The organism is Nocardiopsis eucommiae (assembly GCF_965344335.1).
Lineage (GTDB): Bacteria > Actinomycetota > Actinomycetes > Streptosporangiales > Streptosporangiaceae > Nocardiopsis > Nocardiopsis eucommiae.
The window spans coordinates 41920-61902 of record NZ_CBDRIY010000040.1; the positions used below are offsets into that span (position 1 = coordinate 41920).

The 19983-nt window shown below is 72.8% G+C and carries 18 protein-coding genes; 4 read left to right on the forward strand and 14 right to left on the reverse strand.

Annotated features, from left to right (window positions below; translation table 11 throughout):
• Window positions 1-140: 140 nt before the first annotated feature.
• Window positions 141-2792, reverse strand: a complete 2652-nt coding sequence (secD, locus tag ACRWK8_RS21965) for a protein translocase subunit SecD (protein WP_378743458.1) — start codon at window positions 2790-2792, stop codon at window positions 141-143.
• A gap of 119 nt (window positions 2793-2911) precedes the next feature.
• Window positions 2912-3307: a hypothetical protein gene (locus tag ACRWK8_RS21970; protein ID WP_378743519.1), complete on the reverse strand. Its 396-nt coding sequence runs from the start codon at window positions 3305-3307 to the stop codon at window positions 2912-2914.
• A 252-nt stretch (window positions 3308-3559) separates the two neighbouring features.
• Here ACRWK8_RS21970 and metG point away from each other — a divergent pair, with 252 nt between their 5' ends.
• Window positions 3560-5377 (forward strand): methionine--tRNA ligase, encoded by a 1818-nt coding sequence (metG, locus tag ACRWK8_RS21975; protein WP_378743457.1) that lies wholly within the window; start codon window positions 3560-3562, stop codon window positions 5375-5377.
• A 236-nt stretch (window positions 5378-5613) separates the two neighbouring features.
• Window positions 5614-6537: a TatD family hydrolase gene (locus ACRWK8_RS21980; RefSeq protein ID WP_378743456.1), complete on the forward strand. Its 924-nt coding sequence runs from the start codon at window positions 5614-5616 to the stop codon at window positions 6535-6537.
• 57 nt (window positions 6538-6594) lie between these two features.
• Here ACRWK8_RS21980 and rsgA read toward each other — a convergent pair whose 3' ends face one another.
• The 3 genes from rsgA to ACRWK8_RS21995 all read right to left on the reverse strand — a co-directional run bounded on the left by rsgA (window position 6595) and on the right by ACRWK8_RS21995 (window position 9537).
• Entirely contained in the window at window positions 6595-7713 is a 1119-nt protein-coding gene (rsgA, locus tag ACRWK8_RS21985) for a ribosome small subunit-dependent GTPase A (RefSeq protein ID WP_431872576.1), read from the reverse strand.
• Window positions 7714-7912: 199 nt separating this feature from the next.
• On the reverse strand, window positions 7913-8731 hold the full coding sequence (locus ACRWK8_RS21990; RefSeq protein WP_431872578.1) for an MHYT domain-containing protein: 819 nt from the start codon (window positions 8729-8731) through the stop codon (window positions 7913-7915).
• 167 nt (window positions 8732-8898) lie between these two features.
• A complete protein-coding gene (locus ACRWK8_RS21995) occupies window positions 8899-9537 on the reverse strand; it encodes a TetR/AcrR family transcriptional regulator (RefSeq protein WP_488186464.1) in 639 nt (212 codons plus the stop codon).
• 276 nt (window positions 9538-9813) lie between these two features.
• Between ACRWK8_RS21995 and ACRWK8_RS22000 the strand changes: the two genes are divergently transcribed.
• Together ACRWK8_RS22000 and ACRWK8_RS22005 are read left to right on the forward strand one after the other, a co-directional pair.
• Window positions 9814-10518: a carbonic anhydrase gene (locus tag ACRWK8_RS22000; RefSeq protein ID WP_378743453.1), complete on the forward strand. Its 705-nt coding sequence runs from the start codon at window positions 9814-9816 to the stop codon at window positions 10516-10518.
• A gap of 73 nt (window positions 10519-10591) precedes the next feature.
• Window positions 10592-10837 (forward strand): hypothetical protein, encoded by a 246-nt coding sequence (locus tag ACRWK8_RS22005; protein WP_378743452.1) that lies wholly within the window; start codon window positions 10592-10594, stop codon window positions 10835-10837.
• 46 nt (window positions 10838-10883) lie between these two features.
• Here the strand turns inward: ACRWK8_RS22005 and ACRWK8_RS22010 are convergent, their stop codons facing one another.
• From ACRWK8_RS22010 to ACRWK8_RS22050, 9 genes are all read right to left on the reverse strand, one after another.
• Complete coding sequence (locus tag ACRWK8_RS22010) at window positions 10884-11888, reverse strand: sugar phosphate isomerase/epimerase family protein (RefSeq protein ID WP_431872581.1); 1005 nt, start codon at window positions 11886-11888, stop codon at window positions 10884-10886.
• A gap of 66 nt (window positions 11889-11954) precedes the next feature.
• Window positions 11955-13346 (reverse strand): alkaline phosphatase family protein, encoded by a 1392-nt coding sequence (locus tag ACRWK8_RS22015; RefSeq protein WP_431872583.1) that lies wholly within the window; start codon window positions 13344-13346, stop codon window positions 11955-11957.
• Window positions 13347-13392: 46 nt separating this feature from the next.
• Complete coding sequence (eboE, locus tag ACRWK8_RS22020; protein ID WP_378743449.1) at window positions 13393-14556, reverse strand: metabolite traffic protein EboE; 1164 nt, start codon at window positions 14554-14556, stop codon at window positions 13393-13395.
• The gene (locus tag ACRWK8_RS22025; RefSeq protein WP_378743448.1) at window positions 14553-15464 is read right to left on the reverse strand and encodes a TatD family hydrolase; all 912 of its coding nucleotides are present in this window, start codon (window positions 15462-15464) and stop codon (window positions 14553-14555) included. Before ACRWK8_RS22025 ends, eboE begins: the two co-directional genes overlap by 4 nt.
• Before the next feature lie 8 nt (window positions 15465-15472).
• On the reverse strand, window positions 15473-16144 hold the full coding sequence (locus tag ACRWK8_RS22030; protein WP_378743447.1) for an EboA domain-containing protein: 672 nt from the start codon (window positions 16142-16144) through the stop codon (window positions 15473-15475).
• 59 nt (window positions 16145-16203) lie between these two features.
• Window positions 16204-17073, reverse strand: a complete 870-nt coding sequence (locus ACRWK8_RS22035; protein WP_378743446.1) for a sugar phosphate isomerase/epimerase family protein — start codon at window positions 17071-17073, stop codon at window positions 16204-16206.
• The gene (locus tag ACRWK8_RS22040; RefSeq protein WP_378743445.1) at window positions 17070-17951 is read right to left on the reverse strand and encodes an SCO3242 family prenyltransferase; all 882 of its coding nucleotides are present in this window, start codon (window positions 17949-17951) and stop codon (window positions 17070-17072) included. Before ACRWK8_RS22040 ends, ACRWK8_RS22035 begins: the two co-directional genes overlap by 4 nt.
• A complete protein-coding gene (locus ACRWK8_RS22045; protein WP_378743444.1) occupies window positions 17948-19111 on the reverse strand; it encodes an inositol-3-phosphate synthase in 1164 nt (387 codons plus the stop codon). Before ACRWK8_RS22045 ends, ACRWK8_RS22040 begins: the two co-directional genes overlap by 4 nt.
• Window positions 19112-19155: 44 nt before the next feature.
• The gene (locus ACRWK8_RS22050) at window positions 19156-19917 is read right to left on the reverse strand and encodes a hypothetical protein (protein WP_378743443.1); all 762 of its coding nucleotides are present in this window, start codon (window positions 19915-19917) and stop codon (window positions 19156-19158) included.
• Window positions 19918-19983 lie beyond the last annotated feature (66 nt).

The window sequence follows — 19983 nt, forward strand, 5'->3', positions numbered from 1 at the left end:
GGCGGCCTCCGGACACCGTCTGGACCCCCGAGGCGCCGCTGCTGGCCCCCGGGGGAGACGGTCGAACCCCCGAAACGGGAAGGGGCCCCGGGCCGCGCGATGTGCGCGGCCCGGGGCCCCTCCCGTGCCTGTGGAGCGGGTCAGACCACGGCGCCGTCGTCGGCGTCGCGGGCGGCCTTGGCGGCCACCTTCTCCTTGGCCTTGCGCTCCTTGAGCACGTGCGGGGCCGGGGTCCGGTCCCACTTCTGGAGCCAGATGGCCAGCGGCACCGCGACGAACACCGTGGAGACCACACCGGTGGTCAGACCGACCAGCATCGCGATGGAGAAGTCCTGGAGCGAGGACCCGCCGAGGAAGGTGAGGAAGCCCAGGATGATCCACGCGCCGACGGTCGTGTTGACCGTACGCGGCAGGGTGTTGAGCACCGCGCGGTTGGCGATCTCCTTGAACGAGGACTTCTCGTCCCTCGCCCACTCGTCCCGGACACGGTCGAACACCACCACCGTGTCGTTGACGGTGAAGCCGATGACACTCAGGATCGCGGCGAGGAAGACGCCGTCGATCGGCTTGCCCAGCCAGATGAACAGCCCGATGACCAGCAGCATGTTGAAGGCCAGCGACAACATGGTGGAGACACCGAAGGACCAGCGGAAGCGCCAGGCCAGGTAGATCATCTGGAGGGCCAGGGCCGCGCCCAGGGCGATCAGGGCCCGGTTGCGCAGCTCGTCGCCCATGCTCGGGCCGATCAGCTCGTCGCTGACCAGCTCCACGCCGCCGGTCTCCTCGGCGAGGGCGTCGGCGATGGTCGCGGCCTCGGGGTCGGAGATGTCTCCGGTGCGCACGGCGATGTCGCCGTCACCCGACTCCTGCACCACGGCCGTGTCCGAACCCGGGAAGTTCAGGCCGGAGATGAGCGAGCGCGCCTCGTCCACCGAGAGCGACTCGTCGCCGGTGATCTCGTACTCCAGGACCCGGCCGCCGGTGAACTCGACGCCCAGGTTGGTGTCGCGGACCAGCGGGGCGGCGATCGCGACGAGCACGATCAGCGCCGCGACGATCAGACCGGTGCGGCGGTGGTCCATCAGCTGCGGGTTCTTCTGGACCAGCCAGGTGCGCACCGGGCCGATGCGGTCCAGCCCCGTGATCGACGGGTGCTTCTTGATGACCGCGCGCCGCACGGCCCACTCGACGAACACGCGCGCGATGATCAGCGCGGAGATCATCGAGGCGATGGTGCCGATGCTCAGCGTGACACCGAAGCCCTGCACCGTGCCGGACGCGAAGAAGAACAGCAGACCGGCGGCGAGGAACGTGGTGACGTTGGTGTCGAGGACCGCGCTCCAGGCCTTCTGGGTGCCCTGGACGAACGCCTTCTCCAGGTTGGGTGCGATGGCGCGGCGCCGACGGCGGGCCAGGGCTCCGCCCTCGGCCTTGGTCCCCTCGGAGTCGCCCGCGTCCTTCATCCCGGCGGACTTGTTCGCCTCGTACGTCCGCTGTTGGCGCTGGTACTCCTCACGCGCGCGCTCGAAGATCAGCACGTTCGCGTCGATGGCCATACCGATCGCCAGCACGAAACCGGCCAGACCCGGGAGGGTCAGCGTGGCCCCCAAGGCGACCAGCGCTCCGTACGCGATCAGCGTGTAGAACGCCAGCGCGATCGACGCCAGGAAGCCCACCAGGCGGTAGACGACCGTGATGTACAGGGCGGTGAAGGCGATGCCGAGGAGCGCGGCGATGGCGCTGGCCTCGATGGCGGCGGCACCGAGGGTCGGGCCCACCGTCTGGCGCTGGACCTCGGTGACCGGCAGCGGCAGCGAACCGCCCTCGATCAGCACGGCGAGCTCGTTGGCGCTCTCGCTGGTGAAGTCGTTGCCGCTGATGGTGGTCTGTCCACCGGACATCCCGGCTTCACAGCCGATCTCCAGGCCCACCTGCGGGGCGGAGATGATCTGGTCGTCCAGCACGATCGCCACGCGGCGGCGGGGGTCGCCGTCGTTGTAGCAGGCGGCCTGGCCGGTGAGTTCGCGCCACTGGTCGCGGCCCTCGCCACGGAAGCTGACGTTGACGACCCACTGGGCACGGTTGGCGCTGTCCAGGCCGGCGTCGGCGGTGGAGACCCGGTCGCCCTGGATGAAGGTCTCACCCAGCTGGAGCATGGTGCCCTGCTCGTCGGGCAGGGTCAGGGCGACGTCCTCGGGGTTCTCCGCCGACGGGCCCGCGGGAGCCTGGGGCATCCCGCCCTGGCCGCCGAGCATGTCCTCCAGGCCCTCCATGCCCTCGAGGCCCTCCATGCCCTCGGGCAGTTCGCCGCCGCCCTCGGGGGCGCCCTCCTGGCCGTCGGACGGGGCACGGGCCTCGTCGGCCGGCGCGTTGGCGAAGTCGCCGCCGCCGGGGGCCTGGACGCCCTGGCCGCCCTGCTCACCGACGCCCAGGACCTCGTGGAAGGACAGCTGGGCGGTCTGGCCGACGATCTGCGCGGCCTCCGCCGGGTCCTGCACGCCGGGGAGCTCGACGATGATCCGGTTCTCACCGGAACGGGACATGGTCGCCTCGGCCACACCGAGGCGGTCGATGCGCTGGCGCAGCACCTCGACGACCTTGTCGGTGTTCTCCGAGTTGGCCTGGGTGCCGTCGGTGCCGTCCTGGGTCTCCAGGACGATCTGCGTGCCGCCGCTGAGGTCGAGACCCAGACGCGGTGGGATGAACCACGCCGCGCCGAACGCGACGAGGATGACGAGGAGGGAGATGAGCGCGCGTGTCCAGCGCGCCCCTGCTCCCGTTTGACTGGACAAGGGGTGAACCTCTCACTGCGGATGGTGGGTACCGGTCGCGTGCCCGGCGGCGCCGGGCGGGGGGTGCGTGGGGCCGGTCCCGGCGCCGTCGGGCTCCGGGAGGCGGCCGACCGGGATGGTCAGACGAGGGTGTGCGCGGTGAGAGGCGGTGCCCGGGTGGGCGGCAGTTCCTCCGCGTCGACCCGTTCGGGAACGGGATCGTGGTGCGGCGGGGGCAGCGGCCACCAGGGTTGGTCCCACACCGCCAGGCGCAGTGCGCACGTGGGGACGGCGTCGGGCAGGTCCCGCAGCACCGACCGCTGGTCGCAGACGGAGACGGGCGGCCCGAGCGAGACCGTCTCGGTCCCCCGGTAGGGCTGCGCCTCCTCCGACGGACCCGAGGGGTCGTCGGAGGAGGCGTGCGCGGCGTCGCGCTCGGGGGCGCTGTGCCCTCCGTGTGAGGGCAGGGCGACGGTGTCCCTCTCTCCGGAGAGGCCGGAGGCCACCGGGAAGGACAGGATGACCAGCAGGACCACGCTGGTGATCAGCGACCCGGTCCGCAGGGCAGGACGGGGTAGGGCACGGGTAACCGTGGTGACCACCGCCTCGGAGCCGGGTTGGAGGGTCGTGCTGGCTTGGGCCGGTGCCCCGGGGGCACGCGGCTCCATCCAGCAGAGCATACGGGTAGGTACCCTCCCGGGGGAATCACGTGGTCGCCCCTGTGGACGAGCCGGCACCCGGGCGCCGTTTGGTGCTCGGACGCCCCGTGCCACCTTTAGTCTTGAGGCATGTCGTCGAATCGCCACATCCTGACCGCGGTCGCCTGGCCCTACACCAACGGCCCGCGCCACATCGGCCACGTCTCCGGCTTCGGAGTCCCCTCCGACGTCTTCTCGCGCTTCCAGCGAATGTCGGGGAACAGCGTGCTGATGGTCAGCGGCACCGACGAGCACGGCACCCCGATCCAGGTGCTGGCCGACCAGGAGGGCGTGAGCGCCCGGGAGCTGGCCGACCGCTACAACCGGATCATCGCGGAGGACCTGGTCGCGCTCGGTCTGTCCTACGACCTGTTCACCCGCACGACCACCGGTAACCACTACTCCGTCGTCCAGAAGCTGTTCACCACGCTCTACGAGAACGGCTACGTCTTCACGCGCACCACCAAGGGCGCGATCTCCCCGTCCACCGGCCGCACGCTGCCCGACCGCTACATCGAGGGCGTCTGCCCGATCTGCGGCTTCGACGGCGCGCGCGGCGACCAGTGCGACAACTGCGGGAACCAGCTCGACCCGATCGACCTCCTCTCGCCCCGCTCGCGGATCAACGGCGAGACGCCGGAGTTCGTGGACACCGAGCACTTCATGCTCGACCTGCCCGCCTTCGCGGACGTCCTCACCGAGTGGCTCAAGGGCAAGGAGGGCGAGTGGCGTCCCAACGTCCTCAAGTTCTCCCTGAACCTGGTGGAGGACCTCCAGCCGCGCGCGGTCACGCGTGACCTCACCTGGGGCGTGCCGATCCCGCTGGACGGGTGGAGCGACAACGCGGCCAAGCGCGTCTACGTGTGGTTCGACGCGGTGATCGGCTACCTGTCCGCGTCCATCGAGTGGGCCCAGCGCGTCGGTGAGCCCGAGGCCTGGCGCCGCTGGTGGCAGGGGGAGGACAACGAGTCCTTCTACTTCATGGGCAAGGACAACATCGTCTTCCACTCGGTCATCTGGCCGTCCATCCTGCTCGGCGCGAGCGGCAGGGGCGACCAGGGCGGCGAGGTCGGCCCGTTCGGTGAGCTGAACGTGCCCACCGAGGTGGTCTCCAGCGAGTTCCTCACCATGGAGGGGCAGAAGTTCTCCTCCTCGCGCCGTGTCGTGATCTACGTGCGCGACTTCCTGGAGCGCTACTCCGCCGACGCGCTGCGGTACTACATCATGGCCGCGGGCCCGGAGAACCAGGACACCGACTTCACGTGGGCCGAGTTCGTCCGCCGCAACAACGACGAGCTGGTGGCGGCCTGGGGCAACCTGGTCAACCGCTCCGTCTCCATGGCGGCGAAGAACCTCGGTGAGATCCCCGCCGCCGGCGAGCTCGACGACGAGGACCGCAGGGTCCTGGCCGCCTCCCGGGAGGCGTTCGCCACCGTGGGCGCCCGTCTGGAGAGGTCGCAGTTCAAGGCCGGTCTCCAGGAGGCCATGCGTACGGTGGCCGAGGCCAACAAGTACATCTCCGACCAGGCTCCGTGGGCGCTCAAGAAGACCGACCCGGAGCGGATGGCGACCGTCCTGCACGTCGCCCTCCAGCTGGTCAGCGACGCCAACACCCTGCTCACGCCGTTCCTGCCGGAGTCGGCCAACAAGGTGTACGCGATGCTCGGCGGCACCGGCACCTGGACCGGGATGCCGCGCATCGAGTCCGGCCACGACACCATCGGCGGCTCCGAGGAGAAGGTGGACTACCCGGTCATCACCGGGGACTACGCCGACAACGCGGCCCGCTGGGAGTCGGTGCCGATCGCTGTGGGTACCCCGCTGAGCCGCCCCACCCCGTTGTTCACCAAGCTCGACCCGTCCGTGGTGGACGAGGAGCTGGCCCGCCTGGCCGGTGACGCCGAGTAGGTTCCGACCCGACGCCCGGGCACCGGTCCACGCGGACCGGTGCCCGCCTTCGTGGGGCCCGGGCCCCGGTCAGGCCCGCTCCGGGACCCGCGCGGCCTCCTCCGGCGTGTACCGGGAGCCGCGAGCGTTCGGCTGCGGGCCGGGGCGACGGCCGCCGGGTCGTGACCGACCGATCCGACGGCCGGGGCGGCCTAGAATCTCCACGGCGCACGCAGTACACGTGATGGGGGCATGACATGGGCAGACGCAAGGGCAGTGCGGTCAGGGAGCGCAACGCGCAGACCCCGCCACCGGCACCCGAGCCGCTGCGGGTCGCGGTGGCCGACAGCCACACCCACATGGACATGCAGACCCCCGAGGTCGAGGAGGTCATCGCGGCGGCGGAGGCCGTGGGAGTGACCCCGCTCGTGCAGGTGGGCGTCGACCTGTCCTCCTCGCGCTGGGCGGCGGAGACCGCCGCGAAGCATCCCGGCAGGGTGTGGGCCGCCGTGGCCCTGCACCCGAACGAGGCGCCCCGCGTGGTGCACGGCGACGGCGCCGAGGGCGTGGAGGCCGACGACACCGACTGGGCGGGGAAGGCTCGCCCCGCCGGGGGGATCGAGGCCCTGGAGGCCGAGCTGGCCGAGATCGACGCGCTGGCGGCGCTGCCGCAGGTGGTGGCGGTCGGAGAGACCGGGATGGACACCTTCCGCACCGGTCCCGAGGGTGCCCGCGCGCAGGAGCTGTCGTTCCGCCGCCACATCGCGATCGCCAAGAGGCACGGCAAGGCGCTCATGATCCACGACCGCGAGGCCCACGAGGACGTCCTCCGCGTCCTGGAGGAGGAGGGCGCACCGGAGCGGGTGGTCTTCCACTGCTTCTCCGGCGACGCCGACATGGCCCGGGTGTGCGCCGAGCGGGGCTACTTCATGAGCTTCGCCGGGAACGTCACCTTCGCCAGCGCCGAGCCCCTGCGTGAGGCGGCGAAGGTCGCCCCACCCGAACTGGTGCTGGTGGAGACCGACGCCCCCTTCCTCACCCCCAAGCCCTACCGGGGCCGCCCCAACGCCCCCTACCTCATCCCGCTCACACTGCGGGTGCTGGCCGAGACCAAGGGCCTCGGCGAGGACGAGCTGGCCGGGATCGTCGCCGACAACGCCCGCCGGGCCTTCGGGTTCTGACCGGCCAGGACCGGTCAGAACCCGCGCCGTGCGGAGCTGGGACGGGACTGACCGGGATCAGTGGCCGCGCTTGAGTCGGCCCGCCTCCCGGCCCTCGCGGGTGTTGCGCTTCCACTCCTTGCGCCGCTCCGCGCGCACGCGGGCGTCGCTCCGGGACCGGTTCCACTCGGCCTCGCGGCGCAGTCGGAACCAGCGTTCGAGGCGCCCGGAGTCCAGCTCCCCCTCGTCCACGGCGGCCCTGACCGCGCACCCGGGCTCCGTGCCGTGGGAGCAGTCGCGGAACCGGCACCGATCGGCCAGCTCGTTGACGTCGGAGAAGGTGCGGTCCACACCGGTCCCGTCCCCGGGCACGTCGATGCGGCGCACCCCCGGGATGTCCAGGAACAGCGCGCCCCCGGGCATGGGGATCAGCTGGCGGTGGGTGGTGGTGTGACGGCCGCGCCGGTCGTCACGGATCTCGCCGGTCTCCATGGCCGTCCGGCCCGCGAGTGCGTTGAGCAGGCTTGACTTCCCGGCGCCCGAGGTACCGAGCAGGACCCAGGTGGCCCCGGGACGCAGCTGGGCGGCCAGCGCCTCCAGCCCCAGGCCCGTGTGGGCACTGACGGCGTGCACCTCGGCCCCGGTGGTGACCGACGCGACCAGTTCGACCACCTCGGGGAGACGGTCACCGGCGAGTTCGGCCTTGGTGACGGCCACGACCGGGGCGGCGCCGCTGGTCCAGGCGAGGCTGAGGAACCGCTCCAGACGCCCGACGTTGGGACCCTGGTCGGCGGCCTCGCAGATCAGGACGGCGTCGACGTTGGCGGCCAGGGCCTGGTCGTGGGAGTCCTTGGCCACGCCCTGGCGGACGAGGGTTCCGGACCGCTCCAGGACCGCCTCCACCAGCCAGGTGTCGCCGGACCGGCGGACGGCCACCCAGTCCCCGCTGGTCGGGGCGGTGAAGGGGTCGGCCTCCGCCGCCCTGCGCACCGTGGGTGCCAGGGTGGCGGTCTCGTGGTTCGGCATGCGGACGCCCACGGCGCCGCGACGTGCCTCGGAGACCCGTGCGGGAAGCAGGACGTCCGGTCCGCCGAGGGCGACGGCGTCGAAGGCCGCCTCGACGCGGGCGTTCCAGCCCAGACCCGCGAGCGGGTGGGCGGGGTGTTCTTCGGATGTGTTCGTGCTGGGGTGACTCACAGTGCTCTCTCTGAGGAGCGCGAGCCGCCGCTGGACGCGACCTAGGGCTCGCTGACGATGGAAGTTCGGAAACCGGGGCCAGGCATGAGGCGGGCCATGGCGTGCTCCTCTCGTCAGCGGCCGGCGCGGACCGCACGGCACGCACCGACTCTAGGACGGGGCCTCGGTGCGGTGCCAGTGGTTTTCTCGTGGCCGCCGCTCAGCGGCGACGGGTCCACACGTCGTCCCCGGGCCTGGGCACCACCGGGACGCCGTGGCGGGGGGTGTAGGTCTCCCCGGCCTCCCGCTCCTCCGTCGCCCGACGGGGGGAACGGTTCCCGCGCTCGTACTCGTCGTCACCGAGCAGGAGGAAGAGGCTGCAGATCAGCAGGAGGACGAACAGGCCGGTGATCACCGGCAGCAGCAGGTCCCACGCCTTGGCGCCGTCGGGCGCGGCCACGGGGGTGAAGTCGGCGGGGACGACGTGCGTCCCGGCCATGCTCGTGTAGTGCGTCGCGGTGACCGCGCCCGCCAGGACCAGGGAGGCGAGCACGGTCGCGGTCGGACCGGACAGCTGGACGGCGCACCACAGGGCGACGGTGGCGGCGACCACGGCGATGACGGCGGACAGCGCCACGGTGAACGGGTCGTGGTGCAGGGTGCCGTGCAGGTTCATGGCGGCCACGCCGACGTGGTGCATGGCGACGATGCCGACACCGAGCAGGAGGCCGCTGGCCAGGACACGGACGGCGGTGGTGGTGCGGAGCACCAGTTGGAGGGCGAGGGCCGCGACCACGATGGGGATCACACCGCTGACGGCGGTCAGGAGGCCGTCGTAGCGCAGCGGCGTTCCGGGGATGGTGAAGCCGAGCATCGCGACGAAGTGCATCGCCCACACGGCCATCCCGCCGAGGGCGAGTGCGGCCAGGGCCTGCCACTGCCATCGGAAGAAGCCGGTCGTTCGGCGGGCCCTGGCGGCGAAGGAGAGGCCCAGGAAGGCACCGACCGCCGAGATGGCGTAGGCGATCGAGGGAGTCATCCAGCCTTGGGGGAGGAGTTCGGACACGGTCCCTGTTCTCTGCTTTCCATGATGTGGGTCACTTTCGTGACCTCTGTTCATGGAGCGTAGGGACCTTCGTCACCCATGGCCAGGGTTGCGTCGCCGATCCGCTGGCCTGATGTGGCCAGTGGGGCGGCTGGGGCGAGTCAGTCCCGGTGGGACCGCAACCCCTCGAAGGCGATGTGGCACAGGGAGTCAGCGATCTCCTCGCAGGACATCCCGCGGTCCGGCTTGTACCACTCGACCACCGAGTTGACCATGCCGAAGAGGAGGCGGGAGGCGACCGCCGGGTCGACGTCGCTGCGGATGTCACCGTCGACCACGCCCTCGCGGACCAGGTCCGCGATGAGGTGGTCGAACCTGCGGCGCCGTTCCAGGGCGTGCTTCTCCACCTCGGTGTTGCCGCGCACCCGCAGCAGCAGGGTGACGTGGGGCAGCTCCTCGACGAGCACCCGGACGCTGCCGCGCATCACGTGTTCGAGTCGCGCGATGGCCGGTCCGGTGGTCGCGCCCTCCTCGCGGGTGACCTCGAACAGCGCGTCCATGGCCAGGTCCAGGGACTGGCGCAGGAGTTCGGTCTTCCCGGTGACGTGATGGTAGATCGCGGACTTGGTCACGCCGAGGGCGCGGGCCAGGTCCTCCATGCTCGTTCCGTCGTAGCCGCGTTCGTTGAACACGCGAGCGGCCACCCGGAGCACGGAGTCGGCGTCGTGCCCCGGACGTCCGGAGCGGCGCCTGCCGGTCGGTCTCGGGGTGGCTGGTTCGGGTGCGGAAGATCGGGACACGGTTGTCGAATCTACCTCGTGACGGGGGCGGACGTGCGCGGGGCCGCCCGGGCGGCCGCGTCGGAGCGCGTGGACAGCACGATCGTTCGGTCGGTCACCCCGGACCCCGCTCTGCGGGTCCGCCCCGAGGCCCGGCTGATTCCCGGATGGCTGAATGTGGCCAGAACCCGTTAGGAAGCCGTCAATCCCCTTGTGAGGCTCCGTGCACCGGGAGTAGCTTTTACCCGCTTTGCTGGCAAAAGTCACTTTCTTCGTGAAACGGAAAAAGAGCCCCACATGGCCATAACCCGTCGCGGCGCCTTCAAGGCGTCGTTGCTCGGTGGTGTCGGTGCCGCCGTCGCCACCACGATCCCCGCCTCCCTCGCCTGGGCGGACGCACCCCCCGTTCCCCCCGTCGCCCGGGACTCCCGGGAGGCCCTGCGCCTCCTCAAGGAGGGCAACCGTCGCTGGTCCCGGTACCTGTCCAGACACCCCAACGAGGGCAGAGCGCGCCGTGAGCAGATGGTCGAGGGCCAGGCCCCCTTCGCGACCATCCTGGGCTGCTCGGACTCCCGCGTCCCCCCGGAGCTCGTCTTCGACCAGGGGCTGGGCGACCTCTTCACCATCCGCTCGGCGGGCCAGGTCCTCGACGGGTCCGTGCTCGGCAGCCTCACCTACGCCGTGGAGCACCTGCACACGCCGCTCATCGTCGTGATGGGCCACCAGACCTGCGGCGCCGTCGACGCCGCGGTGGAGGCCCACCGCACCGGCCAGCTCCCGCACGGCCACATCGGCGGACTGGTCGGGGAGATCCTGGGTGTCGTCGAGTCCACCCCCGACGACGGAACGGACTTCCTGGACGACTGCGTCCGGGCCAACGCCGAGCACATCGCGCAGCGCCTGCGCGACGACAGCGAACTGGGCGGGTTCGTCAGTGAGGGCAAGCTGGAGATCGTCTCCGCCCGCTACGGCCTGGAGGACTCCAAGGTCTCCTGGCTCTGATCCCACTGGCCAGCCCGCCGAGTATGGGGGAGAATGCCGGTGACCTTCCCCCAGCAGTGCAGGGAGACCCGGTATGTTCCGGATCGCGATCAGTCGGCTCACCGACGAGGGTCGACGCATCACCCCCGAACACCGGGGAACCGCCCTGTCCGTGGACGAGGCGGTCCACGCCCTCCGGGAGCACCTCCCCTCGGTGGACACCAGTGCCTTCGGAAGTGACGCGGTGCAGCGTTCGGTCAATCGGATCAACGACTTCCGCCACGACGTGGTCACCGCCGACGGCGGACACTACAGAGTGGTCATCGCGCCGATGATGTGAGTCCGGTGCCACGGGAACGCCGTGGCACCGGACACCCTCCCGGGGGTCAGTCCGACCCGAAGGCGGAGTCGAAGGAGGCCTCGGGCGCGTCGAACGCGTTGGCCCGCACGAACCGCACCGCCTCGGCGGCCCCGGCCAGACGGTCCATCCCCGCGTCCTCCCACTCCACGGAGATCGGCCCCGCGTACCCGATCGAGTTCAGCACGCGGAAGCACGCCTCCCACGGCACGTCACCGCGACCGGTGGACACGAAGTCCCACCCCCGGCGCGGGTCGCCCCACGGCAGGTGGGAGCCCAGACGCCCGTTGCGGCCGTTGCCCACGCGCTTGCGGGCGTCCTTGCAGTCCACGTGGTAGATGCGCTCGCGGAAGTCCCACAGGAAACCGACCGGGTCGATGTCCTGCCACACCATGTGGCTGGGGTCCCAGTTCAACCCGAAGGCCTCCCGGTGCCCCACGGCCTCCAGCGCCGCCTGGGTGGACCAGTAGTCGTAGGCGATCTCCGACGGGTGCACCTCGTGCGCGAACCGCACGCCCACATCGTCGAACACGTCCAGGATCGGATTCCAGCGGTCCGCGAAGTCCCGGTAGCCCGCCTCGATCACGTCCGCGCCGACCGGCGGGAACATCGCCACGTACTTCCAGATCGCCGAACCCGTGAAGCCCACCACCGTGGACACGCCCAGCCTCGCGGCGGCCCGGGCGGTCAGCTTCATCTCCTCGGCCGCGCGCTGGCGCACCCCCTCGGGTTCGCCGTCGCCCCAGACTCGGGAGGGCAGGACGTCCCGGTGCCGGTGGTCGATCGGGTCGTCGCACACGGCCTGGCCGAGGAGGTGGTTCGAGATAGCCCACACGCCGAGGCCGTGCCGTTCGAGGATCTCCCGCCGCTCCCGGACGTAGGCGTCGTCCACGGCGGCGCGGGTCACGTCCAGGTGGTCGCCCCAGCAGGCGATCTCCAGGCCGTCGTAGCCCCAGGAGGACGCGAGCGCGCACACCTCCTCGAAGGGCAGGTCGGCCCACTGGCCGGTGAAGAGAGTGACCGGTCGGGTCATCGTGCTGCCTCCAGAGTGTCGGGGTGGGGCCCGGCAGGACGGCCGGGCCCCGGAGCGCCGGTCGGATCAGCGCGGGGTCGGCCCCGCCGGTGCCGGCACACCGACGAGGCCGAGCATGAGGTCGCGCACCTCGGTGGCGGCGACGCGGTCACGGGAGAGCGAGGGGTCGGTGCACAGCACGAGGGGACCGTCCAGCGGGTCGTCGTGGGGGCGCCCGTGCGTGCCCCGGACACAGCCCGGGTCCAGGGGGACGACGTTCATCGTGTAGCGCAGGCCCGCCTTCTTGCGGACCAGGTTGGCCGCCGCCCGGGCCCTGACCAGGGGGTCGGCGGGATCCAGGAAGAGCTCGGCCGGGTCGAACCCGGGCTTGCGGTGGATGTCCACGCCGCGCGCGAAGTCGGGGGCCGACCCGTCGCGGAGCCAGTAGTAGTAGGTGAACCAGGCCCCGGGCTCGGCGAAGAGGACCAGTTCCCCGGAGCGCTCGTGGTCGAGCCCGTACCCTGCCTGGGCCTCACGGTCCAGGACGAGGTCGACCCCGTCGAGTCCCCGCAGCAGTTCCGCCACCCTCGGAAGGTCGGCGGGGTCGCGGACGTACACGTGCGCGCACTGGTGGTCGGAGACCGCGAAGGCCCGCGAGGTCCACGGGTCCAGGTACTCCATGCCCTCCTGCGTGTACACCTCCAGCAGCCCCTCCCGCCGCAGGAGCCGGTTGACGTGCACGGGACGGTCGGCGGGCGTGATCCCGTACTCGCTGAGCACCAGGACGGCCGCCCCGGCCGCCTCGGCGTCGTCCAGCAGCGGGGCGACCGCGGCGTCGAGGTCGCGGACGGCCCGCCGGGCCTCCTCGGAGTCCGGCCCGAAGCGCTGGAGGTCGTAGTCCAGGTGGGGGACGTAGCAGAGGGTGAGGTCGGCACGGGGCAGGAGTCTGCGGGTGGCGGCCACGATCCACTCCGTGGAGCGGATCGACGCGGTCGGCCCCCAGTAGTTGAAGAGCGGGAAGGGGCCCAGCTCCGAGGTGAGCTCGTCGTGCAGCTCCACCGGCCGGGTGTAGCAGTCCGGGGACTTGCGGCCGTCCGCGTGGTAGACCGGCCGGGGCGTGACCGTCCAGTCGGTGGTGGCACCCATGGCGTACCACCAGCAGACGTTGGCGGTGCGGAAGTCCGGGCGGTGTCGGCGGGCGGTCTCCCAGACCTTCTCCCCCTGGACCAGCCGGTTGTGCTGGCGCCACAGGTGGACCTCACCCAGGTCCCGGAAGTACCAGCCGTTGGCGACGGCGCCGTGCTCGGCGGGGGCGGACCCGGTCAGGAACGTGGACTGCACGGTGCAGGTGACGGCGGGCAGGACGGTGTCCAGCGGCGCCCGCCATCCTCGTTCGGCCAGGGCGCGCAGGCGCGGGGCGTGTTCGAGCAGGCGGGGGGTGAGCCCGACCGCGTTGACGACGAGGAGGCGGCTGGTCATGGGAGCGTTCCCTTCCTAGGTGGTCCCTGGCGCGCGGTGGCGGCCGTCAGAGCGGGGTGAGCCCGAGGGCGGTGCACCGGTCGCGGGCCCAGGCCAGTTCGGCGGCGATTCCGGAGATCAGCCCCTCCTCGCCGTGGGGCCGCCGGTTCTCGGGCAGCACCGTCCAGGTGTAGGTCTCCACCTCCAGGTGGTCGGTGCGGGCGCCGCCGGGGCCCAGGAGGAGGGACAGGGTGTGGTCGAGGTGGTCGGTGGTGCCGCGCAGGGGCGCGGCGGCGGGGGAGTGCAGGGGCGCGTGGAAGTGGGTGCGCCAGGGGCCTCCGCCGTCGAGGGGGCGGGGCCCGGCCAGGGCCTCGGGCAGGTCGTCGCGGGCCCGGAGGCGGCCGTCGGCCAGCTCACGGGTCTGGTGCAGGAACCGGTCCTCGGTGAACGCGGCCAGGGCGGCGCGGGTCGCCGGGTCGGCCGGGTCGGGCGCCTCCACGGCGGCCGAGGCCTGGGTCTTGACCACCGGAAGTCCGGCGGCGGCCAGGCGGTCCAGCGCCGCTCCGGGTTCCTCGAACCCCACGGCCAGGTGGCAGGTGTCCAGGCACACGCCCACGTGCGGCGGCGGGTCCGCGAGCAGCAGGGCGGCGTCCCGGGTGGTCTCCATGGCGCAGCCGGGTTCGGGTTCCAGCCCGACCCTCACCGGCCGCCCGGAGTCGGCCAGCCCGTCCAGCACGGCGGAGAGCTCGGAGAGGTGGGCCCTGGCGGTGGCGAGGCGGTCGGCGTCCCAGGGCTCCCGCCAGGCCAGGGGGAGAGTGGAGACGCTGCCCCGCGCGGCGTCGTCGGGCATGATCCGGGCGAGCACCCGCGCGCAGTCCACGGTGTAGTCCAGGCGGGCGCGCTCGGTCCAGTCCGGGGAGTACACGGCGTGCTTGACGACGGGCGCGTGGAACCCGGTGTAGGGGAAGGCGTTGAGGGTGACGGTCTCCAGACCGGCCGCGGCCAGCCCCGCGCGCAGGCGGTCGGTCAGCGTGGGAGAGGCCGCCAGTTCGCGGGCGAGGGGCGCGGGCAACCAGAGGCCCAGCCCGAGCCGGTCGGCGCCCAAGGCGGCGCGGACCCCGCCGCCGAACACCCGGATCTGGCGCAGGACGCCGTCCAGGTCCTCGGCGGGGTGGACGTTCGTGCAGTACGCGAGGTGGACGACGGTGCCGTCGGGGTGCCGGAACCTCACGCGGCGCCCCCTCGCGGGTCCTCCGCCGCGCCTTCCGGCGGCTCCGCCTCCGGTCGCTCGCCGCGCAGGATCGAGTTGCCGGAGAAGGTGGCCCCGGCCGCCGGACCCGTACCGTCCTCCAACAGCAGGCGTCCGCTGCGTCCGTAGAACTCCACCGGGTTGCGCCACAGCACACGGTCCACGTCGTCCTCGGTGAACCCGGCGTCCAGCATCCGGAGTCCCGTGTGGAGGGTGGTCAGCGGGTCGCTGTGCCCCCAGTCGGCCGCCGAGTTCACCACCATGCGGTCCAGGCCCCACTCGGACAGGACGCGCACCATCCGCTCCGGCGACATCTTGGTGTCCGGGTAGATGGAGAAGCCCAGCACGCACCCGGAGTCGCGCACCATCTCCACGGTGGTCTCGTTGAGGTGGTCCACCAGGACCATCTCCGGCGCGATCCCCGACTCCTCGACCAGCCGCAGGGTGTGCCGGGTGCCCTCGACCTTGTCCCGGTGCGGGGTGTGCACCAGCACGGGCAGGGCGAACTCCCGGGCCAGGTCCAGCTGGTGCCGGAAGGCCTTCTCCTCCTCGGAGGTGCGCGAGTCGAACCCCACCTCGCCCACGGCCACCACCCCGTCCTTGGCCAGGTAGCGGGGGAGGAGGTCGAGGACCCCGGCCAGGCGCGGGTCGTTGGCCTCCTTGGGGTTGAGCGCGACGGTGCAGTGGTGGCGGATGCCGAACTGGGCGGCCCGGAAGCGCTCCCATCCGACCAGGCCGTCGAAGTAGTCGCGGAAGGAGCCCACACTCGTGCGCGGCTGCCCCAGCCAGAACGCGGGCTCCACCAGGGCGCGCACCCCGGCGTCGTACATGGCCTGGTAGTCGGCGGTGGTCCGCGAGGTCATGTGGATGTGCGGGTCGAAGATACGCATGACGCCTCCTATGAGCGGGGGTCCGGACGGTGAGGGCGGTCCGGGCCGGTGGTTCCGGGAAGGCGGTCCAGCACCCGGTGGACGTCGGCGGGTACCGCTCTGCCCGCGCGCTCGCGTTCCCGGGCGAAGTCCGCGCACATGCGGGCCAGTTCGGTGTCGGCTCGCTCGTCCACCCCCGCCACCAGGCGCAACGGCACCCCGACGAACAGGCACTTGAGCACGGTCTGGCGCCAGGAGTGGTCGTCCAACAGGGCCTGGGCCGCGCTGGCGGCCGCCGCCGCGACCAGCCGTGTGTCGTTGGTCCGCAGGGCGTCCGCCAGCAGACGGCGGGCGGCGGCGGCCACCTCGTGCTCCCGGGTGTCGAGGTGACCGAGCGCGTGCAGGACCGCGCGGCGCTCCTCGGCGTCGCCGTACTCGTAGAGGGCCTCCACCTCCCCGGCGAGCTCGGCGGGGGGCAGCACCCGGGCCAGCTCACGCAGCAGGTCCGCGCGCACCAGGTCGTCGAGTGTGGGGCCCTCCGTCCCCGAGGGGTCGCCGGAGGGTCCGGCGCCGCGCGCCACCCGGCGTGCGGCGGCGGGGAAGAGCACCGCGACGCGCCCCGGGCGCTCCACCAGCTCGGTGCGGAGCGCGGCCAGTTCGGCGCGGGCCCCCTCCGCCAACAGGTCTCCGACGTCCACCACGGTCCCGCTCCCTCCGGTCCGGCCACCCGTGCCGCTCACTCCCGTGCGCCCCGTGCCTCTCACTCCGGCGCACCCCGATCCGTCACGACCCGGGCCCAGGCGGCGTCCAGCGCTCGCTTGGAGCGCTCCGCGACCAGCGGCGCCGCGTGTCCGTGCCGGGGCAGCTCCACCGAGGCCAGCCCCGTGTACCCGGCGCGGTCCAGGGCGCCCAGTACCCCGGCCAGGTCGAGGTCGCCCTCACCGAACTCCAGGTGTTCGTGCACGTGCGGGCGCATGTCGTCCAGTTGCACGTTGGCGATCAGGCCCCCGGCCCGGGCCACCGTGCCCTCGGGGCCGTCGGGTTCGTTGCACACCCCGTGCCCCACGTCCAGCGTCACCCTGAGCCGCGCGGGGTCGCCCAGTGCGCGCCGCAGCTCCAGGACGTCCTCCAGGCGCTCCGCGAACATGCCGGGCTCGGGCTCGAAGGCCAGGTCCACGCCGAGCTCGTCCGCCGTCACCAGGACCTTCTCCACCCCGGAGAGGAGCCGGTCGCGCCCCTGCTCCCGCGTGGCACCGGCGGGCAGGATTCCCGACCAGAAGGACACCGCCTCCGCCCCGAGGCTGTGGGCGACGCGCACCGCCCGGCGCAACAGGTCCACCCGCACGTCGCGGTCCCGGTCGGAGACCAGGGTGGGTTCGTGCTTACGGCGCGGGTCCAGCAGGTACCGGGCACCGGTCTCCACGACCACCGCCAGTCCCAGCGCGTCCAGCCTGCGGGCCACCGCCGCCACGCGGGCGTTCACGTCCAACGAGAACGGGTCCAGGTGCGGGTGGTCCAGGGTCAGCCCCACCCCCTCGTACCCGAGGTCCGCGATGATCGCCAGGGCGTCGTCCAGCCGGTGGTCCCAGAACCCGTTCGTCCCGTACCCCAGCCTGAGGTGTTCGCTCATGTCACCGACACCGCCCGGGCCGCCCGCGCGGTGACCGGGGCCCCGGCCGCGAGCGCGCAGGCCGTCCCCACCGCCCCGTAGCGGGACAGCAGCGCCGCCTGGAGCGGGATCATCCCCCGGATGCCGGTCCCGGTCGCCTCGCGCGCGTGGTCGGCGCTCGGTTCGGCCAGCGCCCGGGCCTGGGCCAGCCCGACCGTGGTCGCGAACGAGCCCGCGAAGGCGCCGGCGGCCAGCTCGCCCACCGAGCCGCGCGCGGTGGCGGGAGCCGTGCGCGACGGGTACGCCGCCACGAGGGCGCCGGTCAGGGTGCAGACCAGTGCCCCGGCGGCCACCTCCGGTCGGGTGCCGTGGACCTCGCCCCGGCTCAGCGTCGTCACCCCGTAGGTGTGCACCGCCATCGCGGCGGCGGGCAGCATCGCCGCGCCGGTCCGGTCACCGGCGCCCAGCAGCACGTCCAGCCCCCGGTTGACCGCCATGCCCAGCGGGGCCAGCGGCGTGGGCTTCAGGACGAGGTCGTAGGTCCACACGGTGGTGGCGAGCGCGGACGCCACCAGGGCGGACCGACCGCCCCCGGCCAGCGCCGCGATCCCCACCCCGGCCGCCGTGAGCCCGGTCGCCACCGCCAGGGCCCCACCCGGAGTCACCTCCCCCGAAGGGAGCGGGCGTTCGGGGCGCTCGACCGCGTCCAGGTCGCGGTCGGCGTAGTCGTTGAGGGCCATCCCGGCCCAGTACAGGCAGACCGAGGCGGCGGGCAGCGCCCAGGCGCGGGGCCGGCCCAGCCGACCGGCCGCGGCGGCACCGGTGAGGGAGTCACCGAGCACGGTCAACGCGGCGGGCAGGCGCACCAGCCGCGCCAGGGACCTCAGCTTCCGACTCATCCGCGCCCCACCCCCTCCGCCGGACCGGCGCACCAGGCGGTGAGCGCCTCCCACTGCGCGGCCAGCCCGTGCACGTCGCTCCCGGCCGGGTCCTTGAAGAAGAACCCGAGCTCCGGGACGGGACCCGCGCGGCCCGTCCGGTGGGCGTGGGCGGCCAGCCGGGCCAGGTCCAGGACCAGTGGCGCGGCCAGCGCCGAGTCGTAGCCGGACCAGGTGAACTGGAGGCTCATCCGGGCACCCAGGAACCCCTCGAAGGACACGTGGTCCCACGCGGTCTTGGCGTCGCCCAGGTCGGGCACGTAGTCGATGTGCAGGGGCCCGTCCACCGGATGCCCCAGCAGGTGCTCCAGGCCCCGGGCCTTGGAGGCGGTCTTGCTGTCGTTGCTGGCGGGGTCGGACAGGGTCGCCCCGTCACCGCCGCCCAGGAGGTTCGTGGAGGACCACGAGCGCACACGCAGCGCCCGCGCCGCGAACATCGGCGCCAGGACGCTCTTGACCAGGGTCTCCCCGGTCTTGCCGTCCGAGCCCGCCCACGGCAGCCCCAGCTCCTCGGCCAGGGCCGCGAGCGCGGGCGGGCGCGGCCCCGCGTTCGGGGTGAACTCCACGAAGGAGCACCCCGCCCGCAGGGCCGCGTACGCGTAGACCGAGCTCGCCGGGATCCGTGCGGTCCCCGCCTCCAGGGCGGCCTCCAGCAGATCGGGCGCCGCGAGCTCGGGAACCCGTTCCGGAGGGGGCTCGGTACTGGACAGGTCGACCACCACGACGCGCTCCACGGCCTCGCGTTCCGCGAAGGCGCGCAGGTCCCGCTCCAGGCGGTCCGTGTCGCGGCGGGAGAACCCCTCGGGACGCGGATCCACACCCCGGCGGACGCGCCGGTCCACGGCGTCGAGCTCCTCAGCGAAGGCCTCCGGGAGGTGCGGCGGGATCACACCCGACCTGGCCAGCGGCTCCGCGCTCTTGGACAGGTGGGTGTCCGCGACGTCGTGTCCGCCGAAGACCAGGTCGCCGAGGCCGGGCAGGCCCGCCTCGGCGAACTCCGGGCGCTCGGTCACGCACCCCGTCCGCTCGGCGGCGCCCGCCCGCACGGCCAACGCGCCCAGGACGGCCGTGGTGGCGACCGAACCGCGCGCCCCGACCAACCACACTCCGATGCGTGTCATGTGCTCCCCTGATGGTTGTCGTGCTCGTCCCGGTGGACCTCGGGTCAGTGGCCGTCGTGTCCGGGCGGCGGGCCGTCCCCGGTCGCCCCCTCGCCCTCCTCGGCCTCGTCCGGCTGGAGGGCTCCGCTGCCGGGTTCGGAGGGCAGGTACAGGTGGATGTGGCCGTGCCCGGCGTCGACGCTGACCATGTCGAGCTGGGTGGCCGCCACCGACCAGGCCGTGACCGCCTGGTCGCGGAGGTCGGCGGCGAGGTCGAGCAGCTCGGTCCGCTGGTCCCCGTCGGCCTGCGCGGCGGCCTGGTAGGCGCTCACCGCCGAACCGAGCAGGTCCACCGAGCCGTCCAGCCCGGCGAGGGTGACGTTGAAGTCGGTCCGGCCGGAGTCGTCGAGTGCGAAGTGGGCCCCGGCGTCGCGGACGGTGCCGAGCCAGCCGTCGATCTCCTCCTCGTCCGGGAAGTCCTCGGAGGGCGCGGAGCCGTCGGCGGGCAGGACCCCGTTCAGGGACTCCAGGGCCGGGACCAGCTCCTCGTGCGCGGCCCTGGTGTGGCCGATCAGGCTGGACACCTGGTCCACGTGGCGGGTGTCGGCGGAGGCCTCCAGCTCCGCCACCCGGGCCGGGTCCGGGGTGACCTGGTCGTCCCCGCTCCCGAAGAAGAACACCACTAAGGCGACGACGGCGCCGACCAGCAGCACGGAGCCGCCGGTCAGCCACCAGGTGGTGGGATTGGAATTCGCGGAGTGGACCCCCTCGGTCCGGTCCGGGGAGGGGGTCTTCCCCTGCTGGCTGCTCAAGGGATCGGTGCTCACGGGCACCTCCTGTCAGGTTGACACTGGCCGGGTCACGGGCGGCGCGTGCCGTGCGAGCGACGCCGC